This is a genomic window from Siphonobacter sp. BAB-5385, assembly GCF_002261125.1.
Lineage (GTDB): Bacteria > Bacteroidota > Bacteroidia > Cytophagales > Spirosomataceae > Siphonobacter.
In genome coordinates, this window is record NZ_NMPS01000198.1 from 1 (window position 1) to 20578 (window position 20578).

A 20578-nucleotide genomic window follows, 5' to 3' on the forward strand; every position below is an offset into this window, starting at 1 on the left:
CCGTCTGGATGAGTTCTTCCAACTCCTGACTCCTCAGCAAGGCCAAGCTAAGTAAGCACTGGATTTGTCTATACTAAAAAAGCCCACTTTCAACAAGTGGGCTTTTTTTATTCCGTTACTAAATCTGATCCTAATGACTGGTCTGAATCATTTCATATTCCTCTTCAGTTAGCCCCGAGCTTTCTATCCATTCCTGTACTTCGGGCATATTCATGTCCTGAATATAGTCGTACGGATGCCGGGCGTTGATACGTTCGGCGATCGCTCTTCCTTCCGTCTGCTCGATCAGGTAGCCTACCGCACAAATAGTACCGTTCTTATCCATAAAACAGGGTTTGTATTGACTTACGTTTGGCTCGCTTTGGGGAAAGTTACCCGCCTCCCGGTACTGCTGTAACAGGTCTAACAACCGTTGGCGTTTTTGTTGGAGATGAGCGGGCAGATGGGTTACAGAGCTTTGTCGCAACTTATCTTCTACGTACGCTAAATGCGTTTCAATACGAAGCGACTGCGGCGTTCTCAAATCAGGTTTACGGCCATAGGTGGCAATAAAGCTTTCATCGCCCAGGACAGTGTTAATGGGTTGTAGTTGCTGTTGCGTGGATGCTAACGTGATGCCTAGAAAAGCGGCCATCACCATAAAGCCCAACATGGTGAGAACTTTCATGATAGATAAAGGTATGGAGGACGTTCAAAAGACCCGATTCCAGCTCAAAGGGTTGGATTGCCATCCCTTCTTTTGACAAAAATTGTTTTTTATATCAAAACCCTTCGCAAAAGCCTACCTTTGTCGAACTGATCGCATAAAGGGGTGCCCTACCTGACGGGCTGAGATCATACCCATTGAACCTGCCACGGATAATGCCGTCGAAGGGAAGCGTAGATAGTCTGAAAACCTGTATTTCTTCGGATTATCCCAGCATCAATACTTTTATCCATTTACGTACTGAACCCGGACGGGCTTCAGCCCCTTAGCCTGTCGTAGCTATACGACCATGCATACAAGCTTTACTCACGCAGCAAAACCAACTCCTTTTTTGGGTAAAGGTTTTCTACTTTTCTTCCTGTTACTCTCTTCGCTGTATACGTTTGCTCAGAAAAATGCCTCGGGTACGGTAACAGATGCGTCGGACGGTCAGCCCCTGCCCGGAGCCAGTGTCCAGGCGGTGGGTACCCGAAGAGGCGTAACCACGAAAACGGATGGGAGCTTCTCCTTAAGCAATCTGCCCGATCAGGTTACGACGCTTGAAGTCAGTTACGTAGGTTATGAAAAACAGCGTATTGACCTTAGTACTACGCAACCCCTGCGTATTGCTCTGGTACGTAGTTCGTTTACTGCGGATGAAGTGGTAGTGTCCGCGACCCGGGCCAACCAGCGTACCGGAATGGCGTACACGAACGTGGGTAGCGAGGAAATTCAGAAACAGAACCTCGGCCAGGATTTACCCGTGCTTCTTAATTTCCAACCTTCTTTGGTAACTACCAGTGAGGCCGGAGCGGGCATTGGGTATACCGGCTTTCGGATTCGTGGCTCTGATGCTACCCGGATCAACGTGACGCTGAATGGTATTCCTTATAATGATGCCGAAAGTCAGGGGCTGTTTTGGGTCAACATGCCCGATTTTGCGAGCAGTACAACCAGCATTCAGATTCAACGTGGCGTGGGTACATCGACCAATGGAGCCGGAGCTTTTGGGGCAACCGTAAACGTACAGACAAATGAATTTCGGAAAGATGCCTATGCTGAAACGAATCACAGCGTGGGTTCTTTCAATACACTCAAAAATAACGTATTGGCCGGAACAGGTCTGATTGATGGCAAGTTTACCGTAGACGCCCGTCTGTCCAGACTTACCACGGATGGGTACATTGATCGGGCCTCGTCCAACCTCAAATCGTTCTACTTGTCAGGGGCGTATTTTGGCAAGAAATCCTTCGTACGGGTGAACATTTTTTCCGGCATTGAGAAAACGTACCAGGCCTGGAATGGTGTGCCGGAATATCTGTTAAAGACCAATCGTACCTATAATGGTTTTACGTACGACAACCAGACCGATAACTACCAGCAGGATAATTACCAGTTGCTGAGTTCGCACCAGCTTTCCCGCAACTGGACCTTCAACTTTAACCTCCACTATACGAAAGGGCGTGGCTATTTTGAAGAATACAAACCTGGTGCAAATTTGAAGGATTACGGTTTGGCTCCAGTCGTCATTGGTGGAGTCACGATTGACACCACTACAATCATTCGACGGAAGTGGCTTGACAATGATTTTTATGGAACGGTATTCTCGCTTGATTATGATTCATTCAAAAAGCTAAAAGTGAATATCGGTGGGGGCTGGAATCGTTATACCGGCAAGCACTTCGGTGAAGTCATCTGGTCTCGGTTTGCCAGCAACTCCAACATTCGTACCCGGTACTACGAGGATGATGCGACCAAAACAGACTTCAACCTGTACGCCAAAGCCTATTACCAGTTGACGGAAGGCTTGAACGTTTTCGCAGACGCTCAGATTCGGCGGGTTCACTATGATTTTCTGGGAATCAATAGTCAATTGCAGAATGTTCAGCAACAGGCTAATCTGAATTTCTTTAACCCTAAACTGGGTTTGAATTACCAGATCAGCGAACAGCACTCGGCGTACGCTTCATTCAGCGTAGCTAACCGGGAACCGAACCGTGACGATTTTACGCAATCAACGGCTCAAAGCCGTCCCAGAGCCGAACAGCTTCAGGACTGGGAAGCAGGTTACCGTTTACAGGCAGGCAACCTGGCTTTCACAGTCAACGGCTATTACATGAACTACAAGGACCAGCTGGTATTAACGGGTAAACTCAATGACGTGGGTAGTCCCACCCGTACCAATGCGGGTAAGAGCTACCGAATGGGTCTGGAAGTAGAGGGTGGTTACCAGATCGCCAAGTCGCTAACCTTGAACGCCAATGCTACCTTTAGCCGGAATAAGATCAAGGAGTTTCGTTCGTACTACGACAATTATGATAATGAGACGCAACAGGAGCAAATTTCCAGTAATACCGACATCTCCTTTTCACCAAATGTAATTTTCGGCGGACAACTCCTCTGGAAACCAATCAAAAATCTGGAGTTGGGCTGGCTGGCCAAGTATGTAGGAAAGCAGTATCTGGACAATACCCAGGACGAAGGACGAAAACTCAATGCTTATTTTACGAACGACATTCGGACCATTTATACCATCAAGCCTAAATTTGTCAAGGAGATTAACGTGAGCCTATTACTGAATAACGTTTTCAATCGACTCTACGAATCCAATGGTTACACCTTCAGTTATGTTTCTGAAGGACAGTTCACTACTGAAAATTACTATTATCCCCAGGCGGGTTTTAACTTTCTGCTGGGTGTAGGGGTTAAATTCTAACTGACTATTTATAAACAAAAAACCCGGTAAGAAATCTTACCGGGTTTTTTATGAGGTGTTTATGCACCCCTATTCGGGTTGGATAAATAAGTCTTAAGAGAATGATCTCTTGGCTTCGCTCTGAACGTCTGAGTAGGTTTGTTTTACATCGTCAGCGAAATTTTCCGCTTTAGCCGCTGCTTCACCTTTCAACTCGTAAGCACTGTCTTTAAAGTCTTCTACTTTCGACTGAGCTTTACCTTTCAGTTCGTAAGCTTTTTCTTCGGCTTCATCTGCGAATTCACCCAGAGAGCTTTTACCAGCTTCGATTTCGTCGAGCATTTTGCTAGCCCAATCATTAACGAAGCGTTTGATTTTCTTAACATTTTTGTTGCCACTTTCAGGAGCAACGATGATTCCGATTAGTACGCCTACAGCTCCGGCAGCGGCGAATCCTAAAAGACTTTTACTAGCCATGGTTGAATAGATTTTGTGATTATAGAACCCAATTAGGGCCTGATAATTAGTTTTTCAAATCTTTCTTAATGTCGTCAAACGTTTTTTCAACGTCCGACTTAAAGCTTTTCCAATCGCGTTTCAGACCACCTTTAAGTTCGGTCATGTTTTCGTCGATTCTATCTTTTCGCTTTTCGAGCCGATCTTTCCGAGCCTCCCAGCGGGCTTTCTCTTCGCCTTTGGCGTTGTCCAGCTTCGCGTCGATTTGCTTCAATTCAGCATCGATGTTATCGCGTTGGGTTTGCATTTTGGCAAGAAACTCGCGTTCTTCTTCCTTCAACTCCGCGTTTACTTCCGCACGCTTTTCAGACGCATCGTTTTTCGCTTCCTGTAAATCTTCATTAATATCCGCTTTTTCTTCGCGTGCTTCCTGTTTAGCATCAGCTAACGTTTCTTCGGCACTCTTGGGCTTTTCTTCGCAGGAAGTCAGGGTAAACATTCCTAAAGCCAAAGCGGTACTGAGGGCAATCAAACTTTTCTTCATGGCAATAACGCAGGTTGGAATAATTTTAAGTGATAGGTTGATACTCGTATAAATTGATGGTAACGCAGGTTGGTTATAAATTCAATTATTCAGGTTGAAGTACTTTGTTTTTCAAGGTTGGTTGATGGTCGGTATGTATTCTTAACGTGTTGAAGGCATTTCAGATGTCTTTAAACGATAAAAACCGATACCAAACGGCTTTTCACCCAAAATTTGGGGAAATAAACTCCCAATATTACCCCGTATGCCATTCAGCTTCGTTGATTCCTATACACGTTGTTTCCGAAAACCATGAAACAAAAAAGGGCCAAACGGAATGCGTCTGGCCCTTTTTTATGAAAAAGTAATTGATCGTTAGCCCAATAGATAGGCTTTGAAATCAGCAAAGTTGCTGCTCATGGGGATGGCTACTTTAGGCTTGTCGAGCAATTCGGCCAATCGTTCAGGAACGGGTAGTGTAGTACCGAGCGTCGCCTCCATCGTAGGGAGAAACTTTGCATAATGAGCCGTAGATAAGAATACACCCGTTACATCCTCCTCCAGCTCGGCTACCGTATCTTTTAGTCCTTGATACGCAATGGCCGTATGCGGACAGAGCAGATAAGCCGTCGAATCATAGGCGTGGCGAATGGCATCCTGCGTTTGTGCGTCGTCGTACCAGATGCCCGTTATCAAATCCTTAGCGGTTTCCCATTCACCGCCGCTCAGGAGCAGTAAACGCGGGAAGTTACTGGGGTTGCCCACATCCATCGCGTTTGAAATGGTTTCCTGGGAGGGTTTCGGCTCGAATATGCCCGTTGACAAGTACTCCGGTACGACGTGATTACTGTTGGTCGCCGCAATGAACTTACGTACGGGCAGACCCATCCGATACGCAATGATTCCCGCCGACAGGTTACCAAAGTTTCCACTCGGCACACTGAATACGAGGGGCTTACCTAAGTGCTTCAGCCGGGCGTAGGCATTGAAATAGTAAAACGCCTGCGGAATCAAACGACTGATATTGATCGAGTTAGCCGAAGCTAAGTTAAATTTCGCCCGTAAATCAGCATCCAAAAATGCTTCTTTCACCAATCGCTGGCAATCGTCAAACGTACCTTCGACTTCCAACGCCGTAACGTTGGCTCCGAGGGTGGTCAATTGTTTCTCCTGAATGTCAGAAACCTTGCCACGGGGGTACAAGATCGTAACCTTAACGCCCGGAGTTTGGTAAAAGCCCTGAGCAACCGCACCACCCGTATCACCGGATGTGGCTACGAGAATATGAATTTCCTTCGCTGATTTTTCCAGGAAGTAGGACATCAACGCTGCCATGAAACGAGCCCCAAAATCCTTGAAGGCCATGGAAGGCCCGTGGAATAATTCGAGCACGTAGGTATCAGGTTCCACCGCTACCACCGGGGCATCGAACGTAATGGCCTGATCGACGATGCGTTTGAGGTCGGCTTCGGGAATGTCATCGCCAATCAAAGCTTTAGAAACTTCCAAAGCAATCTCGGGTAGCGATAGATCCTGAATCGTTTCAAAAAATGAAAGCGGAAGGGTCGGAATATATTCGGGCATGTACAACCCATTATCGGGGGGCAACCCACGAAAAACAGCCTCTTCTAAGCTAACGTCAGGACTCTGGTGCTTGGTGGAATATAGTTTCATCCGAATAAGTTTTCAATTTACCGTTCCGTCTTTCCAGCAGCCTCTTGCCTGAAAACCACCGCCTGCGTAACAGTAAATCGTTTTTAATAAAACGAGGACAAAATTCGGGGTTTCCCCCCGGCCTGCCAAATAGAATTTTGTGAAATTACGCCAGTAGCCGCTGAATTTGTTCTTCCGCCTGGTCCGGTTCATCAAACCAGTACTCTCGCAACAGCGGAGCAATTTCCAGTCGAATGATGCGTAAGAACCATTCTTTTTCGGGCATTTGCGGATGGGTGAAGTAACTATGACCAATGAGATATCCACTGCCCAGATTGCGGTCATTGTGGATAACTTTGTTGATAAACTCCAATTTATTCACCAAAATGTGGATAAACTCCGTGGATAGGCCTTCGTTTTCCAGTAATGCTTGAAACTTGGTACTGAATGTGGGAGCTAGCTCGATAAAGGCAAAACGTCTCCGCAGGGCGTAATCCACCAGAGCCAATGAGCGGTCGGCGGTATTCATGGTCCCAATCAGATAGACATTGGCGGGTACGAAAAAGCGTTCTTCCGAATACGTCAGCGTAATGGCGTGAGCGGGGCCTCGTTTATCGCTTTCCATCAATTGAAACAATTCCCCAAAAATTCGGCTTAAGTTGCCCCGGTTGATTTCGTCGATAATGAATACAAAAGGTTGGTCAGACTGCCCAGCTCGCTTACAGAATTCGTAAAATACACCGTTTCGCAAATAAAAATTACCCGCTCCATCGGGTCGTAGTCCCTGCATGAAATCTTCGTAGGCATACGACTGGTGAAACTGAATCGTTTCGATACGGCTTTCGTCCCGAGCACCCAATAATGTATAGGCAAGCCGTTTGGCTACGAAGGTTTTCCCCACGCCGGGCGGACCCTGCAAAATCAAATTTTGCTTGTACACCAACGCATCCTGAATTTCCTGAAAGCGTTCGTCCGTGAGAAACAACTCCTGCAAAGCATCCGCTGCGGTATAAGGCCGGGGCTGATACGCTGGTATGGGTTCGGCAACAACCGGAGCCGGTGTCGATACAACCGCTTTTTTTGTGGATTTCCTAGGCGTTTTTCCTTCCTGATTGAATACGTAGTAATCGCTACGCAATCGTTTCAAGAACTCTACCGCTGTTTCGTAGGATTGAACGTTCTGGACGGAGCCTTCAAAGGAAGCCTTATTAGTAAGCCCCGACCACAAACCAGCCTTTAATCCATCAGCCGTAATGGTCAGAAACAGGTGATGGCATTCCTGATGCGAGCGAAAGCGGGCCGGGTACAGAGCCAGCCAGCATACGAGCGAACCAAAATTGGTGCTCCCCCGGAAATCGACGGTATGCGTACGATATTCACTCAGGCCCAGCGTTTCGGCAATAGCAGTAGTAATTTCCTGCAGGGCTGGCTTGATAAGATTGGATTGCAGTTTTCGGTAAAAAATCGGGTACAACAACCGGAAGTACAGACTTTTGCCCTGACGGCGATATACGCTGAAGGAATCTCGCGGCTCGGAGTTTGCCAGGCCTTCGACCACTTTTAATCCGTACTTCTGAAAGTATTCGGTATCTCTCCGTTCGATGCGTTCGCGGTAAAAATCCACGTCTTCTGCACGCAGGGGCGGGCGTTCTTCCTGCAACTGATTCAGCACTTCGTACCGGAGCAGTTTAATGGGCTTGAACTGTTTTTCAACGACTTTGTACTCTTCCAGCAACTGAGCAATCACGGCTTTGTCGATGGCATTCAGTTCAGCAAACAGAGCGTCATCATCCGATTCCAGCCGTTGCAGATAGCGGGCAATCTCCTGAATACGCCGAATGGTTTCCTGAATCTGGGTCATGGGTTACTGGGTACGCTGGTAAAATTGTTCAATCTGGTTACTCAGATCAACCAGCTGGTTTTCGGGCAAATTTCCTGAAAAGTATCGTACCTGCCCGATTCTACCCAGCAATCGGTCAATTTCGGAACGTTCGAGTCCGCTTTTTGCCGTAAGTAGTTCTTTAAATTCTTCGTCCAGCTCCGTCGTTTTCAGACCAAACCGCTGGCGTACGTACGTCAGCCAATGCTGAATTTTCTTTTCGGCAATCACGCTATGATCGGCCTGATGGTAGTATAACTGGCCTACCGTTTCGACGAATTCCAGGGAGCTATTCCGTAGCGGCTCCAGTACCGGAATGACGCGTTGTCGTCGTTTACTTTCAAAGAGTACAAACAGAAATAAAGCCGCCAGGGTCAGGTAATACGCCCAAATTAGGCTTGGACTGGTAAAGAGAAAGCGAAACAGGCTTTTTTCACCCTCGCGACCCTGTTCCGTATATTCATCCCACAGAATGGGTAAATTGGGTAAGTACGAAAGGGCCCGAAAGGCATAATTGGCGTCACCCTGTTGCAGGAGGTAATAATTGGTAAAGACTTCCGGAGCCGAATGCAGGTACAACGTACCCGCTCCGAGGTTGAATTTCAGGAAATTATACTGCCCGTGCTGGTTTACGCCCAAAACCGTAGCTTTCTGTGTAGACTCAGTAGTAAGGAAATGGTTTTCAGCGGTTTCTCTTTCCAGGACAAAGCCCTTACCGGGTTGTTTGAAGGCCGGATTCGTCAGGTTCAGAGCCATGGTATCGAGCCGAAAGCGGTTGTAAAAAGCCTGCTGATCTTCGTCCGGTTGAGCCTGTTCCTGATACGCCCGGTTGAAATCAACCAGATGATTGGTACCTATTTTCAAATGCAGTGAATCCAGCAGAAGCTGTGGAAAACCGTTGGCCGAGAGAAAAACGACATTTCCGCGTTTCAGGTACGCAAACAAAGCCTTTACGTCGGCGTCTTCGAGCGTACAGTTTTCGCTGATGTATAAGTAGGTACTCCGGGGAGCGAGTTGCTGTTCTTTCCAGAGGTTATAAAAAGGCAGGCGTACCGAGCGAACGGGTTGTTTCGGAAACAGTCCCGGCAGCAGGTCATAAAGGGCTTGGGTAGCGAAAGGCATTTTCTGGTCATTCCGATACGTCCGCGTCCAGTCGATGGGTCGCGGACGGAAGTACTCCACGGCCACAAACAGGACGATGATACTGAGCAGAAAGAACAGAAATTTCGAATGCTTCACGAACGGAAAAACGTTATAAATCGGAGGGAACCTAGATTTGCCCCTCAAATTACCAATATGTGGTTCCTATGGAGTTAGTACAACTACCTAACTGAAAACACTAAACCCTAAACTCATTAAACTCCTGTTGAATTTCCCGGTACCGTTCTTCCGTTACCGGAAAGTCGCCGTACCAGACGTATTCAAACAACGAAGTCAAATGTTCGAATGTAGGCCGTAAGCCGGGCTGATTCACCTCATAGACGTACGTACGGTTGGTTTTATTGATTTGCCAGGAAATCAACTGTCGATCGGCCATCGTCTTGAGGGTTTGCAGGTACAGGAGTCGTACGGCCAGTCGGTAATTGTGCTGATGAACCGCCTGATCAATCGCTTCCCGAAAATCAATCGCGTGAATGTCTTCCTGCATCAGGGAATAAGGAAGCGTAGATCGTTGCGATTTCCGCTGGAACAGGCCCATTTTGTCCATCCCCATGAACTTATACAGCACAAATACAACCACGGCCGTAATGAACAGAATTTGTACCCATTCGCGGCTTTTTCGGGTATCGGTACTGTAGAGAAAATCGAAAAGCCAGGCTAGAAACCGTTGCCAAAGCTCATCGATCAAACCCGAGGGTGGTTCCACATCGTGACCATACTGGTATTCGCGGGCCTCTTTAGTCTCATTCCAGCGTTCGGGCAGCGGTTGCCGTAATGTTGGTCTGGCAGGTTCGGCAGGAAGAACCTTTTTACCTACGCCCGTAGCATCCTTCTGAGCGTACGCTCCCGAAAGCGGAAACCAGAGCAGGCAGGCGAGCAGCCAGTAATAGAGTCCCTTAATACGCATCGTCACGGCGATTTTGCTGGCCAATGGCTTCAATTTCCTGCATGAGGCCAATCCCTTCTTTCTTTTCTACGAGCGAAAAGTACTGAAATCCGAGAGCTACATCGACCAGGGCCGAAAGAATGGTCGTACCCGTTACGGCTATTACCGAACTAAGCATCGTTACCCACTGCAGGTCATCTCCTACTACTTTCAAGGTTTGCAGAAACATGACCAGATACATGGGAATCGACAGAATTCCTCCTAAAAAGCTGGCCGCCAACGTCACCAATATTCGTATTCCGAAGGTAGTCAGGGCGTCGCCCCAGCTCATCGTTACCAGTTCATGCGAACGTTGTAGAGCCTGCGAAGGTCGCCGCTCCTCCCGAACCAGACTGATCGTACCTAAACTAAACGTGGTATAGGGATAGGCTACGGGTAGAAAACACAGGACAAAGCCCAGTAGTAACGTGAACCCGTAAATCACGTACAGAAGTAACGTAGGAAGTAGATGCCGCAGTACGATTCGCCAGACCTCGGCGGGCTCGATAGGCTCGTCGCTGTCCATGTACCGTACCAGATAACTGCTCACGACCAGGGAAATGGTAATACTTGCCAGGAGACTGAACAAAATACTCATCAGGTACGAAGGGCCGAAGAAATTGCTGAAGCGGGAAGCACCCGCCAGGCCCAATCCCGAACTGAAAAGCTGCGATTGGTATAAGCCCGTAGCGATTCCGGAAATCAGCGAAAAAGGAGCCGCGAAATACAGCAGAATGGGCCCCAGTGTACGCAGGTTTTGAAAGGTAAACTGGAAGGTAACGTTAATGATTTCGCTAAAATTTCGCTCTTCGCGAAGTTGAATGGTACGCATAAGTACGTTTTTAGGCTAGGATTGGGGAAGTCGCAAGGTGGCTCTCCGGTTCAGCTGGATCGGATACCAGACGAAATACCAGCCAATAAAAAAGGCCGAAGCCGCGATGATGAGTATACTAACGGCCGGGTACAACGGCTGTCGGGTTACGAAGCCTTCCAGGAATCCCGCCGTAATGAAAATGGGAACCAGGCCAATTGCAATTTTCATCCCCTGACGAGCTCCCCGCTGGAAAGATTCGAGTCGGGAGTAGGTTTTAGGAAACAGAATACTATTCCCAATCGTCAACCCCGCACAACCGGCAATAATGATGGCTGAAATTTCGAGCGTGCCGTGAATCCAGACCGTCAGCAGAGCCGCCCGAATGACGCCCTGCTGGTACAGAAACGTAAAAAACGCTCCGAGCATGACGCCGTTTTGAAACAGTACATAGACCGTTCCTACGGAAAGGGCAATGCCGTATACGAAAGCCGCAAAAGCCACGCGTACGTTATTGATTGTAATGGTGAGGAAGGATACGGTCATCTGCTGGGATTTGTACACCGCCATCGGATCACCGCGTTGAATATTTTCGAGCGTCATGTTGACGTACTGATCCCCTAAAATGAGACGGACGAAACTCTCGTCGTACAGCGTCGAAATAACACCCAGCACCGTAGCGGCGAAAAAGAACAGAAAGGCATACAGCAGCGTTCGATGCGACTGGTAAAACAGAAAGGGTAACTCGTACGCCCAGAATTGGATGAAACGATTGCTTTTTTCCTTACGGTTGGCGTAGATTTTCTGGTGAAACCGCGTTGCCAGCGTATTCAGGTAGCGGGTAACGGGCGAATCGGGATAGAACGTACGGGCGTACGAAAGATCGTCGGTCAGTTCAATAAACTGCTCCGATAATTCATCGGGATTCTTGGTCCGATGGTCTTCGTAATACTTCCACTTTTCCTTATTTTTCTTAATAAATACCGCTTCTCGCATGGGCTTCTCCGCTTAAACCAGATAACTGCGACTAAACTATCGGGCTATCGGCCAAAATAGCAAAAACTTTTTCGTAATTCGCTGCGAATCCCAAAGGATTCATCGGACCGTTTCCCAAAAACGAATTTTCTGTTTGTCCATTCCCGAGAACCAGCCGTTGCCTAAATCAGCCATGTCTACGCATTTATCCATCCAAACGACCCAGAATGTTACGCTGGAATTTCTGCCCGCCAGCATTGGCGACCGAATTCTGGCTTTTCTTATTGATCTCGTGATTATGGGAGCGTGGTTGATTCTGGGTTCTTTGCTCTTCAGCAGTTATCTGACCACCATTGTAGAGAATACGAGTGTTCTATTCTCCATCTATATGCTGGTGATTGCTCTACCCGTCATGAGTTATAGTTTACTGTCGGAAATCTTTATGAACGGCCAGTCGGTAGGTAAACGGGTACTGGGACTTCGGGTCGTACGCCTCAACGGTACACCCGCCGGCGTGGGTGATTACTTTCTGCGATGGCTACTTAGAATGCTCGACATCTGGATTTTTTCGGGACTGGTGGGTTTGATTACCATGGCCATCTACCAAGGTCAACGGCTAGGTGACCGGGCTGCCAAAACAGCCGTGGTAAAATTGCGGCCACCCGTACGACTGGAAGAACTCACCCAGGAAGACCATCCTGAGTACCAGGTGATTTTTCCGCAGGCTTTACTACTTTCCGACCGTGATCTGAACACCATTCGCCGGGTACTTCGCAAAACGCAGCAACACCATACGTTCGATCTGCTGGCCATGACTGCCCAACGGGTAAAAGACGTTACAGGAATTCAAACCGACCTCGACGATTGGGTTTTTCTCACTACGCTTTTACAGGATCATACCGTATTGGCGGTACGGGAAAGTGTATAGAAAGCCGGAATCAGATTAGATCGGCTGGCGTTCCGGACCCATCAGAACTACGATCATCGTAGCCACCAGCAAAGCCAGGTACACCAGTAGCGTGACGCGTTTGGGAGCGTAGGTCCAGTATTTGAAGATCAGTAGTCCGCTTCCAGCCAGACCAATAATCAATACACTTCGATTGCGATAATCGGCGAGATTCGCATATAGCCGGGTGTAGGTCGCTTCGTCCTGATAGGATTGGTACAAGTCATAACCCGTTAACAGTCCAAACACAAAAAGCAGCGATACACTTGCCAGGAGCAGATACGAGGGCAGGGTTTTCCACATGATACGGTGACATTATTCCTGCAAAGATGTTCAAGGAACGTTTCCATTTTGATACGTAAGGATATAAATCATCCAGGCTACGAAGAGGATTATTGCCAAAATAGCATTCGTAAAGTCATCCGCTATAAAATCCATCCACGCCCGATTGCTTCGCAGACCTACACGAAAAAAAAGCCATCGCAGGGTACCTACGGGCACATTGCATAGCAATTCCCTGACTATCATTCTTAAGATACATTCTACTAGTAAAGTCAGAATCTCGGACATCGGTCAAAGCTCTTGATTTCCCGCAAGCTATTACGTCTCCTCATTCTTCTACCAACTATTTGGGACTGGCGGTGCTGAATAAAGCTTTTCTCCGCCGTTGTTGGTGTTTAGCGGAGCGTCATCAACAACTTGGCTTTCCACAGGTTTTCAAGCTTTATTTCCCATCTGATCAATCGGAAATTCGGGTAGGGACTCCAATTTGCCTAGAGTAAGACTATTTAAAATTGAAAATCAGCCCGTAGCATGACGTAGCGAGGCACCAGTGATAGGTGGACTGACTAATGAGATAATTGGTTAGCTGACTGTACGTGGCATTAGGGCTATTCAGTAAATTCTTACCGACCAGTTCAAGCGAAAATTTCCGATTAGGAGGTAGAAAACGAACGAGTCCATCCAGAAAATAGAATTGGTTCTGCACAGCATCGGTCTTCAGACGAGTCCATTCCGAAGTTAAAATAAAAAACCAGACTTTTGAAGGATTCATCTTCAACGCAACGATCGGTTTTGACAAACGATTATACCCTAGCGAAACGCCCGTTTCCCGGACGTCTGACCACAAAACTTCGTACCCAGCTTCCAGATTAATCATTCCGTCAAAGGCCGTTCGTAACACCAGTTTACCCTGCAGTGATCGCACTGCTCCCCGATTTAGAGTAGAGGCATTGATCATACTTTGGTATGAATTCCATCCGGCAATGAGTCGGGCGATAGTATTCAACTGGAGTGCCGGAAGGTATTTACTCAGGTCGGTTGCCAGTTCGTAGGAATCGTTTGGAAAGGGGGTTGGTATCAGGCTCTTAAACGTAAACCGATCATTCACGCCTACTCGCTGGATGTACGGCGATTTTTCGGAAGAATAGGTAAAATTAGTATGCATTGAAAACTGATGCAGCCAGTCCGTATTTGAAAAATTCAAAGCGAAGTAGCTGGTCTTAAGACGATTCCACCCGGCATATCCCCGTTGAAACGAACGATAGCTGCTCAGTACATAGCCATTCATTAGGTTTGTACTGCTAGGCTGGCTCTGATTACGACCATAAAAAGCCCCCAGCTTCGTGTCCTGATTGATGCGAAACGTAAGCCCTGCCATGGGGTTGAGGTATCGGAAAGTGGTCTCTTCTCCAGACGCCTGTAGCTGTACGAGGTGAACCGACGCCCCCAGAAAGAACTCCAGTTTACCCCACGGCAACGTTGTCTGGGCTTCCAGGGAGCCGTGTTTCTTACGATACGCGAGTTCATTTCGGTAGTCGGCATTTTCAACAGTTTGAGCCTGGGAAAACAGCCTGGAAGACAGCGATTCCCGTAGATCCGAAAAATTGGCGTTGAAGGCATACTTGCGTCTGTCACCCCAGGCTCCCATCCAGCGAGATTGTAAGGCCCAGATTTGCCGTTGATTGGCAATAGACTGGGTAATTTCCCCCGTATTTTCCGGAAAAAGAGCTTTGAAGCGATCGGAGCGTATGCGTAGTTCCTGGGGCCGATTTTGCTGCTGAAAGTAGGCATCTACCGTCAGGGCTCGCCTACCCGGAAACCGGTGAATATAACCAAGTTGCTGTTGCATGCCCTCCTGGCGGGAGAACATTTTCTGCTGCAATTGTTCCGTAAACGCTGGATTGGATGAGGTAATGTCAAAGGCCGAGTTGATCCGCTCGGTTTGCCAGTTGCCCTCCCACTTCCAGCGGGTTGTGGTTGAAGGCATATATTCCAGAGCCATCTGACTCACCTGCAAGCGGGGACGTGTTTCGAGTTGCTGGGTATCCTGTATAATTAGCGGGGACTGTTCCAGTACATACGTATATCGGTTGATGATTTGTTGTGGATTTCTATCACCAAGCCGATACGTAAACGCTTTCATCTTAACCTTGGGACTGATCGTCAGGGTCACATTAGCGGCTCCCAACCCCACCCGATTTTGATTAAACCGTTCAGCGGCTACCCCTGGCACGGTGAAACCGGGTTTTTGAATCAGGACTTGGCCTGGATTACTATCCTGTACGGGAGACGATTCATTTTCCTCTTTTCCTAAATCGTAGGTAACCTCTGGTATGGGGTTTCGTCCGGTATTGTTGGCCGTTCCAATCACACCCAGTTTCAGGCGATCAATCAGCGAAAATACATTGGCTCGGACTTCGTAGCGTTGGGTCAGACCAGCAGCTACATCGGCTGTACCAAAAATTACTTTGCGGCGATCTTCCCGGAGTTTAACATTGAGCACGGTTTTATCCGAACGTTCAATGCCTTTCAGCAAGGGTGTATCCGAAGCATTTTCAATCGCCTCTATTGTACCGAGTAATTGGGCAGAGAGGTTTTTCGAAAGCAGATGGTAATTCTTCGAAAAAAACTCATCGCCTTCGAGCAGTATTTTTTCAATGGGTTTGCCTTTAAATGAGATCCCTCCATTTTCATCTACCCGAATACCCGGAAGTTTTTTAAGTACGTCTTCCAGTACTCGCTCCGAGCCATCCGCGAATTTCTGCACCGTAAAAATCGTAGTATCTTCCCAAACGCGAATGGGCAGTAACTCCCCTTTCACAAGGACTGGTTTTAAATCAACGGGCTCCTTTTCCAGCACAAAATCCAGCGACTGCGATTCAGCCGAAACCCAACGGCTTTGACTAATAAAACCCAGGTTATTAATAGTGAGGAGTACGTGCGTGGTATCCGGGTCCATTTCCAGTACATACCAACCCTTTTCATCGGTAGTCGTGTACGCGAGAATGCTTGAATCTGCCTTCGATACAAGAACTACACAGCCCACCAGTGGCAGCCCAGCGGTGGAAGAAACGTTTCCATGAATACGAATTTGACCGAAAGCGTGACTAAGCAGGCACAGGAAGCCTCCCACTAGCAGCAGAATTCGCATGGTAATTCAATTGGGAAAATTCTCGACACTAAACGTATTGATTTCCGTAACTCCTCCTACTTCTTTAAAACTACTCCCCAAATCCATCTTCTTCGTTTGGCGTAAGCGTTCTTTTCGGTAGGCGATAAACTGAGCAAGGGTAACTGGTTTTTTACGGAATTTAGGTGGATTAAGCGTCGGTCCATTGGGTGTCAGTTGCAGGGATTGAAAGAGAAACTTCACGGCTCCATCAGTGGAGGTGGCTTCCAGAATAAGTCCGGGCAATCCCCATAGTTTCCAGGGCCCTGCACTCACGGGTATGGCTGGCGTGAACCAGGCGGTATACGTTCGATTTCTCACCATCCCGACGGCTTTCAGACAATCATATCCACCCATTTTTCGCTTTTCAGTACTTATCTTCCATTGGGGTTTTAACAGGGTATCTTTTACTGGAAAAAAGTGAGATAAAATTCGCTCATTAGACAGTACCTGTCGTTTTGAAAAATCCAGATAAAACTGATCTATTTCATTATTGGAAGATTTGCCATATATAGTGGAAATGTTGACTTGATCTTTAATCTCTTCGCCTTCTTTATCTGCTAATAAACTTTTTTCGGTATAGAAAGAGCTTGTCTTAGTAATTATTAGCGTTCCATTTCCCGAATAGCCGGGATCTAAAGGCTGATTTTCCAATTGACGATAGTTTATAATGCCTACCTGAGATTGAGCATACAAACCGTTGCTCAACAAACCGATAAAACATAAAATCATTTTCATACGTACGCTAGTTAGGGGTGCAGAACTAAGTATGGGGGAAATCCGGCCTTATATCAATTGAGGTAATAAAATGTAACTTAGCCTCTATAAAAATTCATATTAGTATAACGAAAAATGCCTAATTTTCTTTAAAAATTTAAATGAATAATTACTACTAGTTTACTGTATTCCGATACGATTCAGAAAGGTTTCCAGTGAAGTGTGCTTTTTTCAATACTCCATCACATTCTAGTTTAAATGGACTGACTAAAGCCGAAACATGTATTTCTACCAAAAAGAAAGGCTTTCCCCTCGCAGGGAAAGCCTTCGCTATTCATTATTCGTTCAAGCACCTACTTTTTCGCCACGGCTCCTCTGAAGTTTCGAAGGTTATACGTGAACGTTAGCATAAAGTACCGGCTTAACACCAGCGTGCGGGTATCTTCCACGTACGTTTCCGTCGTATTCCGGCTGATGCTGTTGTTTTGATTGAGCAAGTCGAAAATCGTCAGACGAATTTCACCGCGTTGATCTTTCAGGATCTTCTGCCCTACGCCCAGATTGAACAGCGTAAAACTCCGGTCGTAGCCGGCACCCAGACCCGTATACAGCGTATTGGCTACGTCCGGGTTGATGGTGAAGCCCTTAGCTGAAATCCAGTTCAAACGAAAACGGGCCGTATGCGAGAAATAGTTACTGTTCTGTTGCGGCTGAATCGTATACCGAATGATGTTATACGCCCCTGAATACGAAACGGAGAAATCCAGATTTTCGCTGATGTTACTGCTCAGGACAGCTCCACCGTTGATGGCGAAATTATTCGAGAAGCTTTCTACTTCGTTGATTAAACCGGGCGTACGGGAGTAATTCACGCCCCCGTTCAGATTGAGGTTACTCTTGATTGACTGAATGGGCAAGCCCAGGTTCATAAACGCCCGCAAATTCCGGTAGCCCTGCAAGTTCACCGGACGACTGTACTGCGACCCACGCGTCAGTAATACGCCTTCGGTAAGCGTCGTGTCCCGGTTGGCGATCACGGTAGCGTTGGTGATGTTATTAGCCGTAAAGGTGGCGAATATCCCCCCGAAGAAATTCACCGACTTGGCCACATTCGTACTATTGTAGCGTAAGGAAAGCGTATGCGAGTACTCCTGCTTCAGGTTCGGGTTACCGCTGGAAATGAAGAGCGGGTTAGTATTATCAAACACGTTCTGCAACTGCGTGATGGAAGGAGCATTCGTGGAGGTTCGGTAATTGAACCGCAGATTTTTCGTTTGCGTGAATTTGTAGTTCACGTCCATATTCGGCATCCAGTTCTGGAAAGTTTTATCCACCGAGAACGTCCGGGGAAATAATTGATTCCCCGATAAATCCGCTAACTGATAATCGACACCCGCCGAAAGAAAACCTTTTTGGCTACGTAAGCGGTATGAAAGTCCAGCCCGGTTGGTCGAGTACTGATTGTCGAAACGGTTGCTCAGAATCGAATTCAGCGATGTGTATCCCTGCGTAGCTTCGTTGTAATCGTACGTTTCCTTGTTGCTTTTGCTGTTAGTGATCGAACCGTTGTAGCTCAGTTGCAACTGACTCATCTTCGACAGCGGCTCGGTATAGTTCACGTTCGCATTCCAGGTATTACTGTTGGTTTCCGTTTCCGATTGTTGTCGGATCAAGGCCAGCGAATCCACCCCATTTCTGCGGGCATAGCGGTTCTCGGAGTTTAGTAAGCCATTCCGGTTATTGGCATTCAACGTCGTTCCCAGCCCCACGGAAATGGTTCGTCCGGGCTTGGCAAATTGATGGCGGAACAACAGGTTCTGGCCAAAGTTGTAACCGTTACTCTGGGCCGTATTGCGGGTACTGGTTTGGCTGATCTGGGCTCCGGTTTCGCTCTCGCGGGTCGCCCCTTCGACCGTACTGCTGCTGTTATTGTTTTGAACGCTAATCCGCGGCGTCCAGATCAACGAACTTCGTTTGCTGATCTGATACTCCAGTCGCAGGTTGGCCCGGTGGTTATTGTTATTGTTGCTAGACTGGCTGTTCTGATCATAAATCTGACCGTTGCCACCTGTAGCAAACGAAGTACGACTTAGTGTCGTTTCGGACCGGTTCCGGGCATTGTTGAAAAAGTAACTACCCGTTACTTTCACCTTACTGCTCCAGTTATCGGTGTAGTTTAAGCCGATGGCATTTGTAGAGGTAATACCGCCCTGCTGACCTACCAGAAAGTTTCCGGCGGAGTTTCCGCCAAATCCGCCACCGCCGCCGCCACCACGATTTCCACCGCCACCACCGCCGCCGCGGTTGCCACCAAAGTTACCACCACCCCGGTTGCCACCGCCGCCTGAGCCCAGGGCTCCGATCAAATCCTGCATGGCGAAGTTTTGCTGGTTCACGTTGTTACTCAGGCCAATGAGTGAAATCCGGCGGGCTCCGTTGAAGAAGTTGATATTTCCTCCAGCCGAGTACCGATTATCAGTACCGTAACCGGCGTATACTTTTCCGAACTGACCATTATTCTTCCCACTACGCGTCGTAATGTTGATGGTACGTTCGGCGTTACCGTCGTCGAAACCCGTAAACTGGGCCTGATCGCTCAGACGGTCAAATACCTGAATTTTATCTACCACTTCCGAAGGCAGGTTTTTCAAAGCGAGCGAAGCATCATCCCCAAAAATTCCCGACCGTCTACCAATACGCGTTTCACATCCTGTCCCTGGGCTTTAATGGTTCCATTTTCCATCGTGATCCCCGGCATTTTCGTAACCAGATCTTCTACATTGGCATCTTTCGTTACCTTATACGCATCGGCGTTGTAAATCAGTGTATCGGCTTTCTGCTCCACGCGTTCCTGCATGCCTTTCACCGTCACTTCTTTCAGGTTTCTGGAATTGGAAGACAACGGTAAGGTACCCAAATCAAGTACGTTGTTGAAGGGCCGTACCTGAATCTGTTCGGTATTGTATCCAATATTTGAAAGACGTAAGCGATAACTACCCCGACTCAGATTCGGGAAGGCAAAACGTCCTTCGGCATCCGTAGTAGTTCCACTGCGTTTGGTACTATCACTAGCATTGATCAATAGAACTGTCACGCCGAAAAGTACAGAGCCGTCATTTTTATCCGTAACTCGTCCCCGTAGTTCAGTTCCATTCACGCCGGGTTCTGTCGTTGCCTGCGTGGGTGGAGTCGTAGGCACGGGTTGTGTGGCAGGACGTGCCGTGGGAGGTAAGGTATCCCGAACAGCGGGCGTTGCTGTCCCTGCTTGGCGACTCGTATCAGCGGGCAGTACGGGTGTGTTGGATGGTAACGTAGCGTTGGCCGGACGAACCGTGTCAGGGCGGACGGCGGGGGCCGTCGCAGCTGAGGCAACAGGTGACAGCGTTACGGTACCCACATCAGCCTGAGCCCGTAACGGAGCTACTTCCACTTCACGAGCCTGAAAATTCGCTTTCGCTACGCGTATACGGTACGCGGGGCCCTGTTCCAGTCCACGAAACAGAAATCGACCTGCGGTGTCAGTTTGGCTGGTGAGTCGTTTCGTACTATCGGCGGGCTGGAGTAAAACTACTTTAGCTTCAGAAACTGGCTTTTGGGTGGGTTGCGTCACGCGGCCGCTGATGGCACCTTCCTGGGCCCAGGCCTGGGAAAATGATAGCGTAGCGATCAGTAAAGAGAGGTAATGGTTCGTTTTCATTGTC

General features: G+C 47.9%; 16 protein-coding genes and 1 riboswitch. Of the genes, 2 read left to right on the forward strand and 14 right to left on the reverse strand.

The features are described from left to right. Positions 1-130 precede the first annotated feature (130 nt). Positions 131-667 (reverse strand): hypothetical protein, encoded by a 537-nt coding sequence (locus tag BWI93_RS19320; RefSeq protein WP_094814308.1) that lies wholly within the window; start codon positions 665-667, stop codon positions 131-133. A 130-nt stretch (positions 668-797) separates the two neighbouring features. Further along, positions 798-894: riboswitch (TPP riboswitch) on the forward strand. A 143-nt stretch (positions 895-1037) separates the two neighbouring features. On the opposite strand from BWI93_RS19320, the gene BWI93_RS19325 reads away from it, so the two are divergent. Beyond that, positions 1038-3401 carry a TonB-dependent receptor gene (locus tag BWI93_RS19325; RefSeq protein ID WP_094814310.1) on the forward strand — a complete coding sequence of 788 codons (2364 nt, stop codon included), beginning with the start codon at positions 1038-1040 and terminating at the stop codon, positions 3399-3401. Positions 3402-3494: 93 nt separating this feature from the next. Here BWI93_RS19325 and BWI93_RS19330 read toward each other — a convergent pair whose 3' ends face one another. The 8 genes from BWI93_RS19330 to BWI93_RS19365 all read right to left on the reverse strand — a co-directional run bounded on the left by BWI93_RS19330 (position 3495) and on the right by BWI93_RS19365 (position 11784). After that, positions 3495-3857 (reverse strand): YtxH domain-containing protein, encoded by a 363-nt coding sequence (locus BWI93_RS19330; RefSeq protein ID WP_094814312.1) that lies wholly within the window; start codon positions 3855-3857, stop codon positions 3495-3497. Positions 3858-3903: 46 nt separating this feature from the next. After that, a complete protein-coding gene (locus BWI93_RS19335) occupies positions 3904-4380 on the reverse strand; it encodes a hypothetical protein (RefSeq protein ID WP_094814314.1) in 477 nt (158 codons plus the stop codon). 354 nt (positions 4381-4734) lie between these two features. Continuing rightward, positions 4735-6033: a threonine synthase gene (gene thrC / locus BWI93_RS19340; RefSeq protein ID WP_094814316.1), complete on the reverse strand. Its 1299-nt coding sequence runs from the start codon at positions 6031-6033 to the stop codon at positions 4735-4737. Positions 6034-6178: 145 nt separating this feature from the next. Continuing rightward, complete coding sequence (locus BWI93_RS27930; protein ID WP_176454281.1) at positions 6179-7873, reverse strand: AAA family ATPase; 1695 nt, start codon at positions 7871-7873, stop codon at positions 6179-6181. 3 nt (positions 7874-7876) lie between these two features. Then, complete coding sequence (locus BWI93_RS19350; RefSeq protein ID WP_094814318.1) at positions 7877-9130, reverse strand: DUF4350 domain-containing protein; 1254 nt, start codon at positions 9128-9130, stop codon at positions 7877-7879. A gap of 100 nt (positions 9131-9230) precedes the next feature. Then, positions 9231-9959, reverse strand: a complete 729-nt coding sequence (locus BWI93_RS19355; protein ID WP_094814320.1) for a DUF4129 domain-containing protein — start codon at positions 9957-9959, stop codon at positions 9231-9233. Continuing rightward, positions 9949-10809, reverse strand: coding sequence for a hypothetical protein (locus tag BWI93_RS19360; RefSeq protein ID WP_094814322.1), 861 nt, complete (start codon positions 10807-10809; stop codon positions 9949-9951). The genes BWI93_RS19355 and BWI93_RS19360 overlap by 11 nt, the downstream gene beginning before the upstream one ends. A gap of 15 nt (positions 10810-10824) precedes the next feature. Next, positions 10825-11784, reverse strand: a complete 960-nt coding sequence (locus BWI93_RS19365) for a stage II sporulation protein M (RefSeq protein WP_094814324.1) — start codon at positions 11782-11784, stop codon at positions 10825-10827. Positions 11785-11917: 133 nt separating this feature from the next. Here BWI93_RS19365 and BWI93_RS19370 point away from each other — a divergent pair, with 133 nt between their 5' ends. Then, complete coding sequence (locus tag BWI93_RS19370; RefSeq protein WP_094814326.1) at positions 11918-12691, forward strand: RDD family protein; 774 nt, start codon at positions 11918-11920, stop codon at positions 12689-12691. 15 nt (positions 12692-12706) lie between these two features. Here the strand turns inward: BWI93_RS19370 and BWI93_RS19375 are convergent, their stop codons facing one another. The 5 genes from BWI93_RS19375 to BWI93_RS19400 form a co-directional block, all read right to left on the reverse strand. Next, entirely contained in the window at positions 12707-13012 is a 306-nt protein-coding gene (locus BWI93_RS19375; protein WP_094814328.1) for a hypothetical protein, read from the reverse strand. Positions 13013-13493: 481 nt separating this feature from the next. Beyond that, on the reverse strand, positions 13494-16142 hold the full coding sequence (locus tag BWI93_RS19385) for a carboxypeptidase-like regulatory domain-containing protein (RefSeq protein WP_094814332.1): 2649 nt from the start codon (positions 16140-16142) through the stop codon (positions 13494-13496). Between the two features lie 6 nt (positions 16143-16148). Beyond that, entirely contained in the window at positions 16149-16898 is a 750-nt protein-coding gene (locus BWI93_RS19390; protein WP_094814334.1) for a GLPGLI family protein, read from the reverse strand. A gap of 332 nt (positions 16899-17230) precedes the next feature. Continuing rightward, entirely contained in the window at positions 17231-19528 is a 2298-nt protein-coding gene (locus tag BWI93_RS19395) for a TonB-dependent receptor (RefSeq protein WP_094814336.1), read from the reverse strand. Then, a complete protein-coding gene (locus tag BWI93_RS19400) occupies positions 19525-20574 on the reverse strand; it encodes a carboxypeptidase regulatory-like domain-containing protein (protein ID WP_094814338.1) in 1050 nt (349 codons plus the stop codon). Before BWI93_RS19400 ends, BWI93_RS19395 begins: the two co-directional genes overlap by 4 nt. Positions 20575-20578 lie beyond the last annotated feature (4 nt).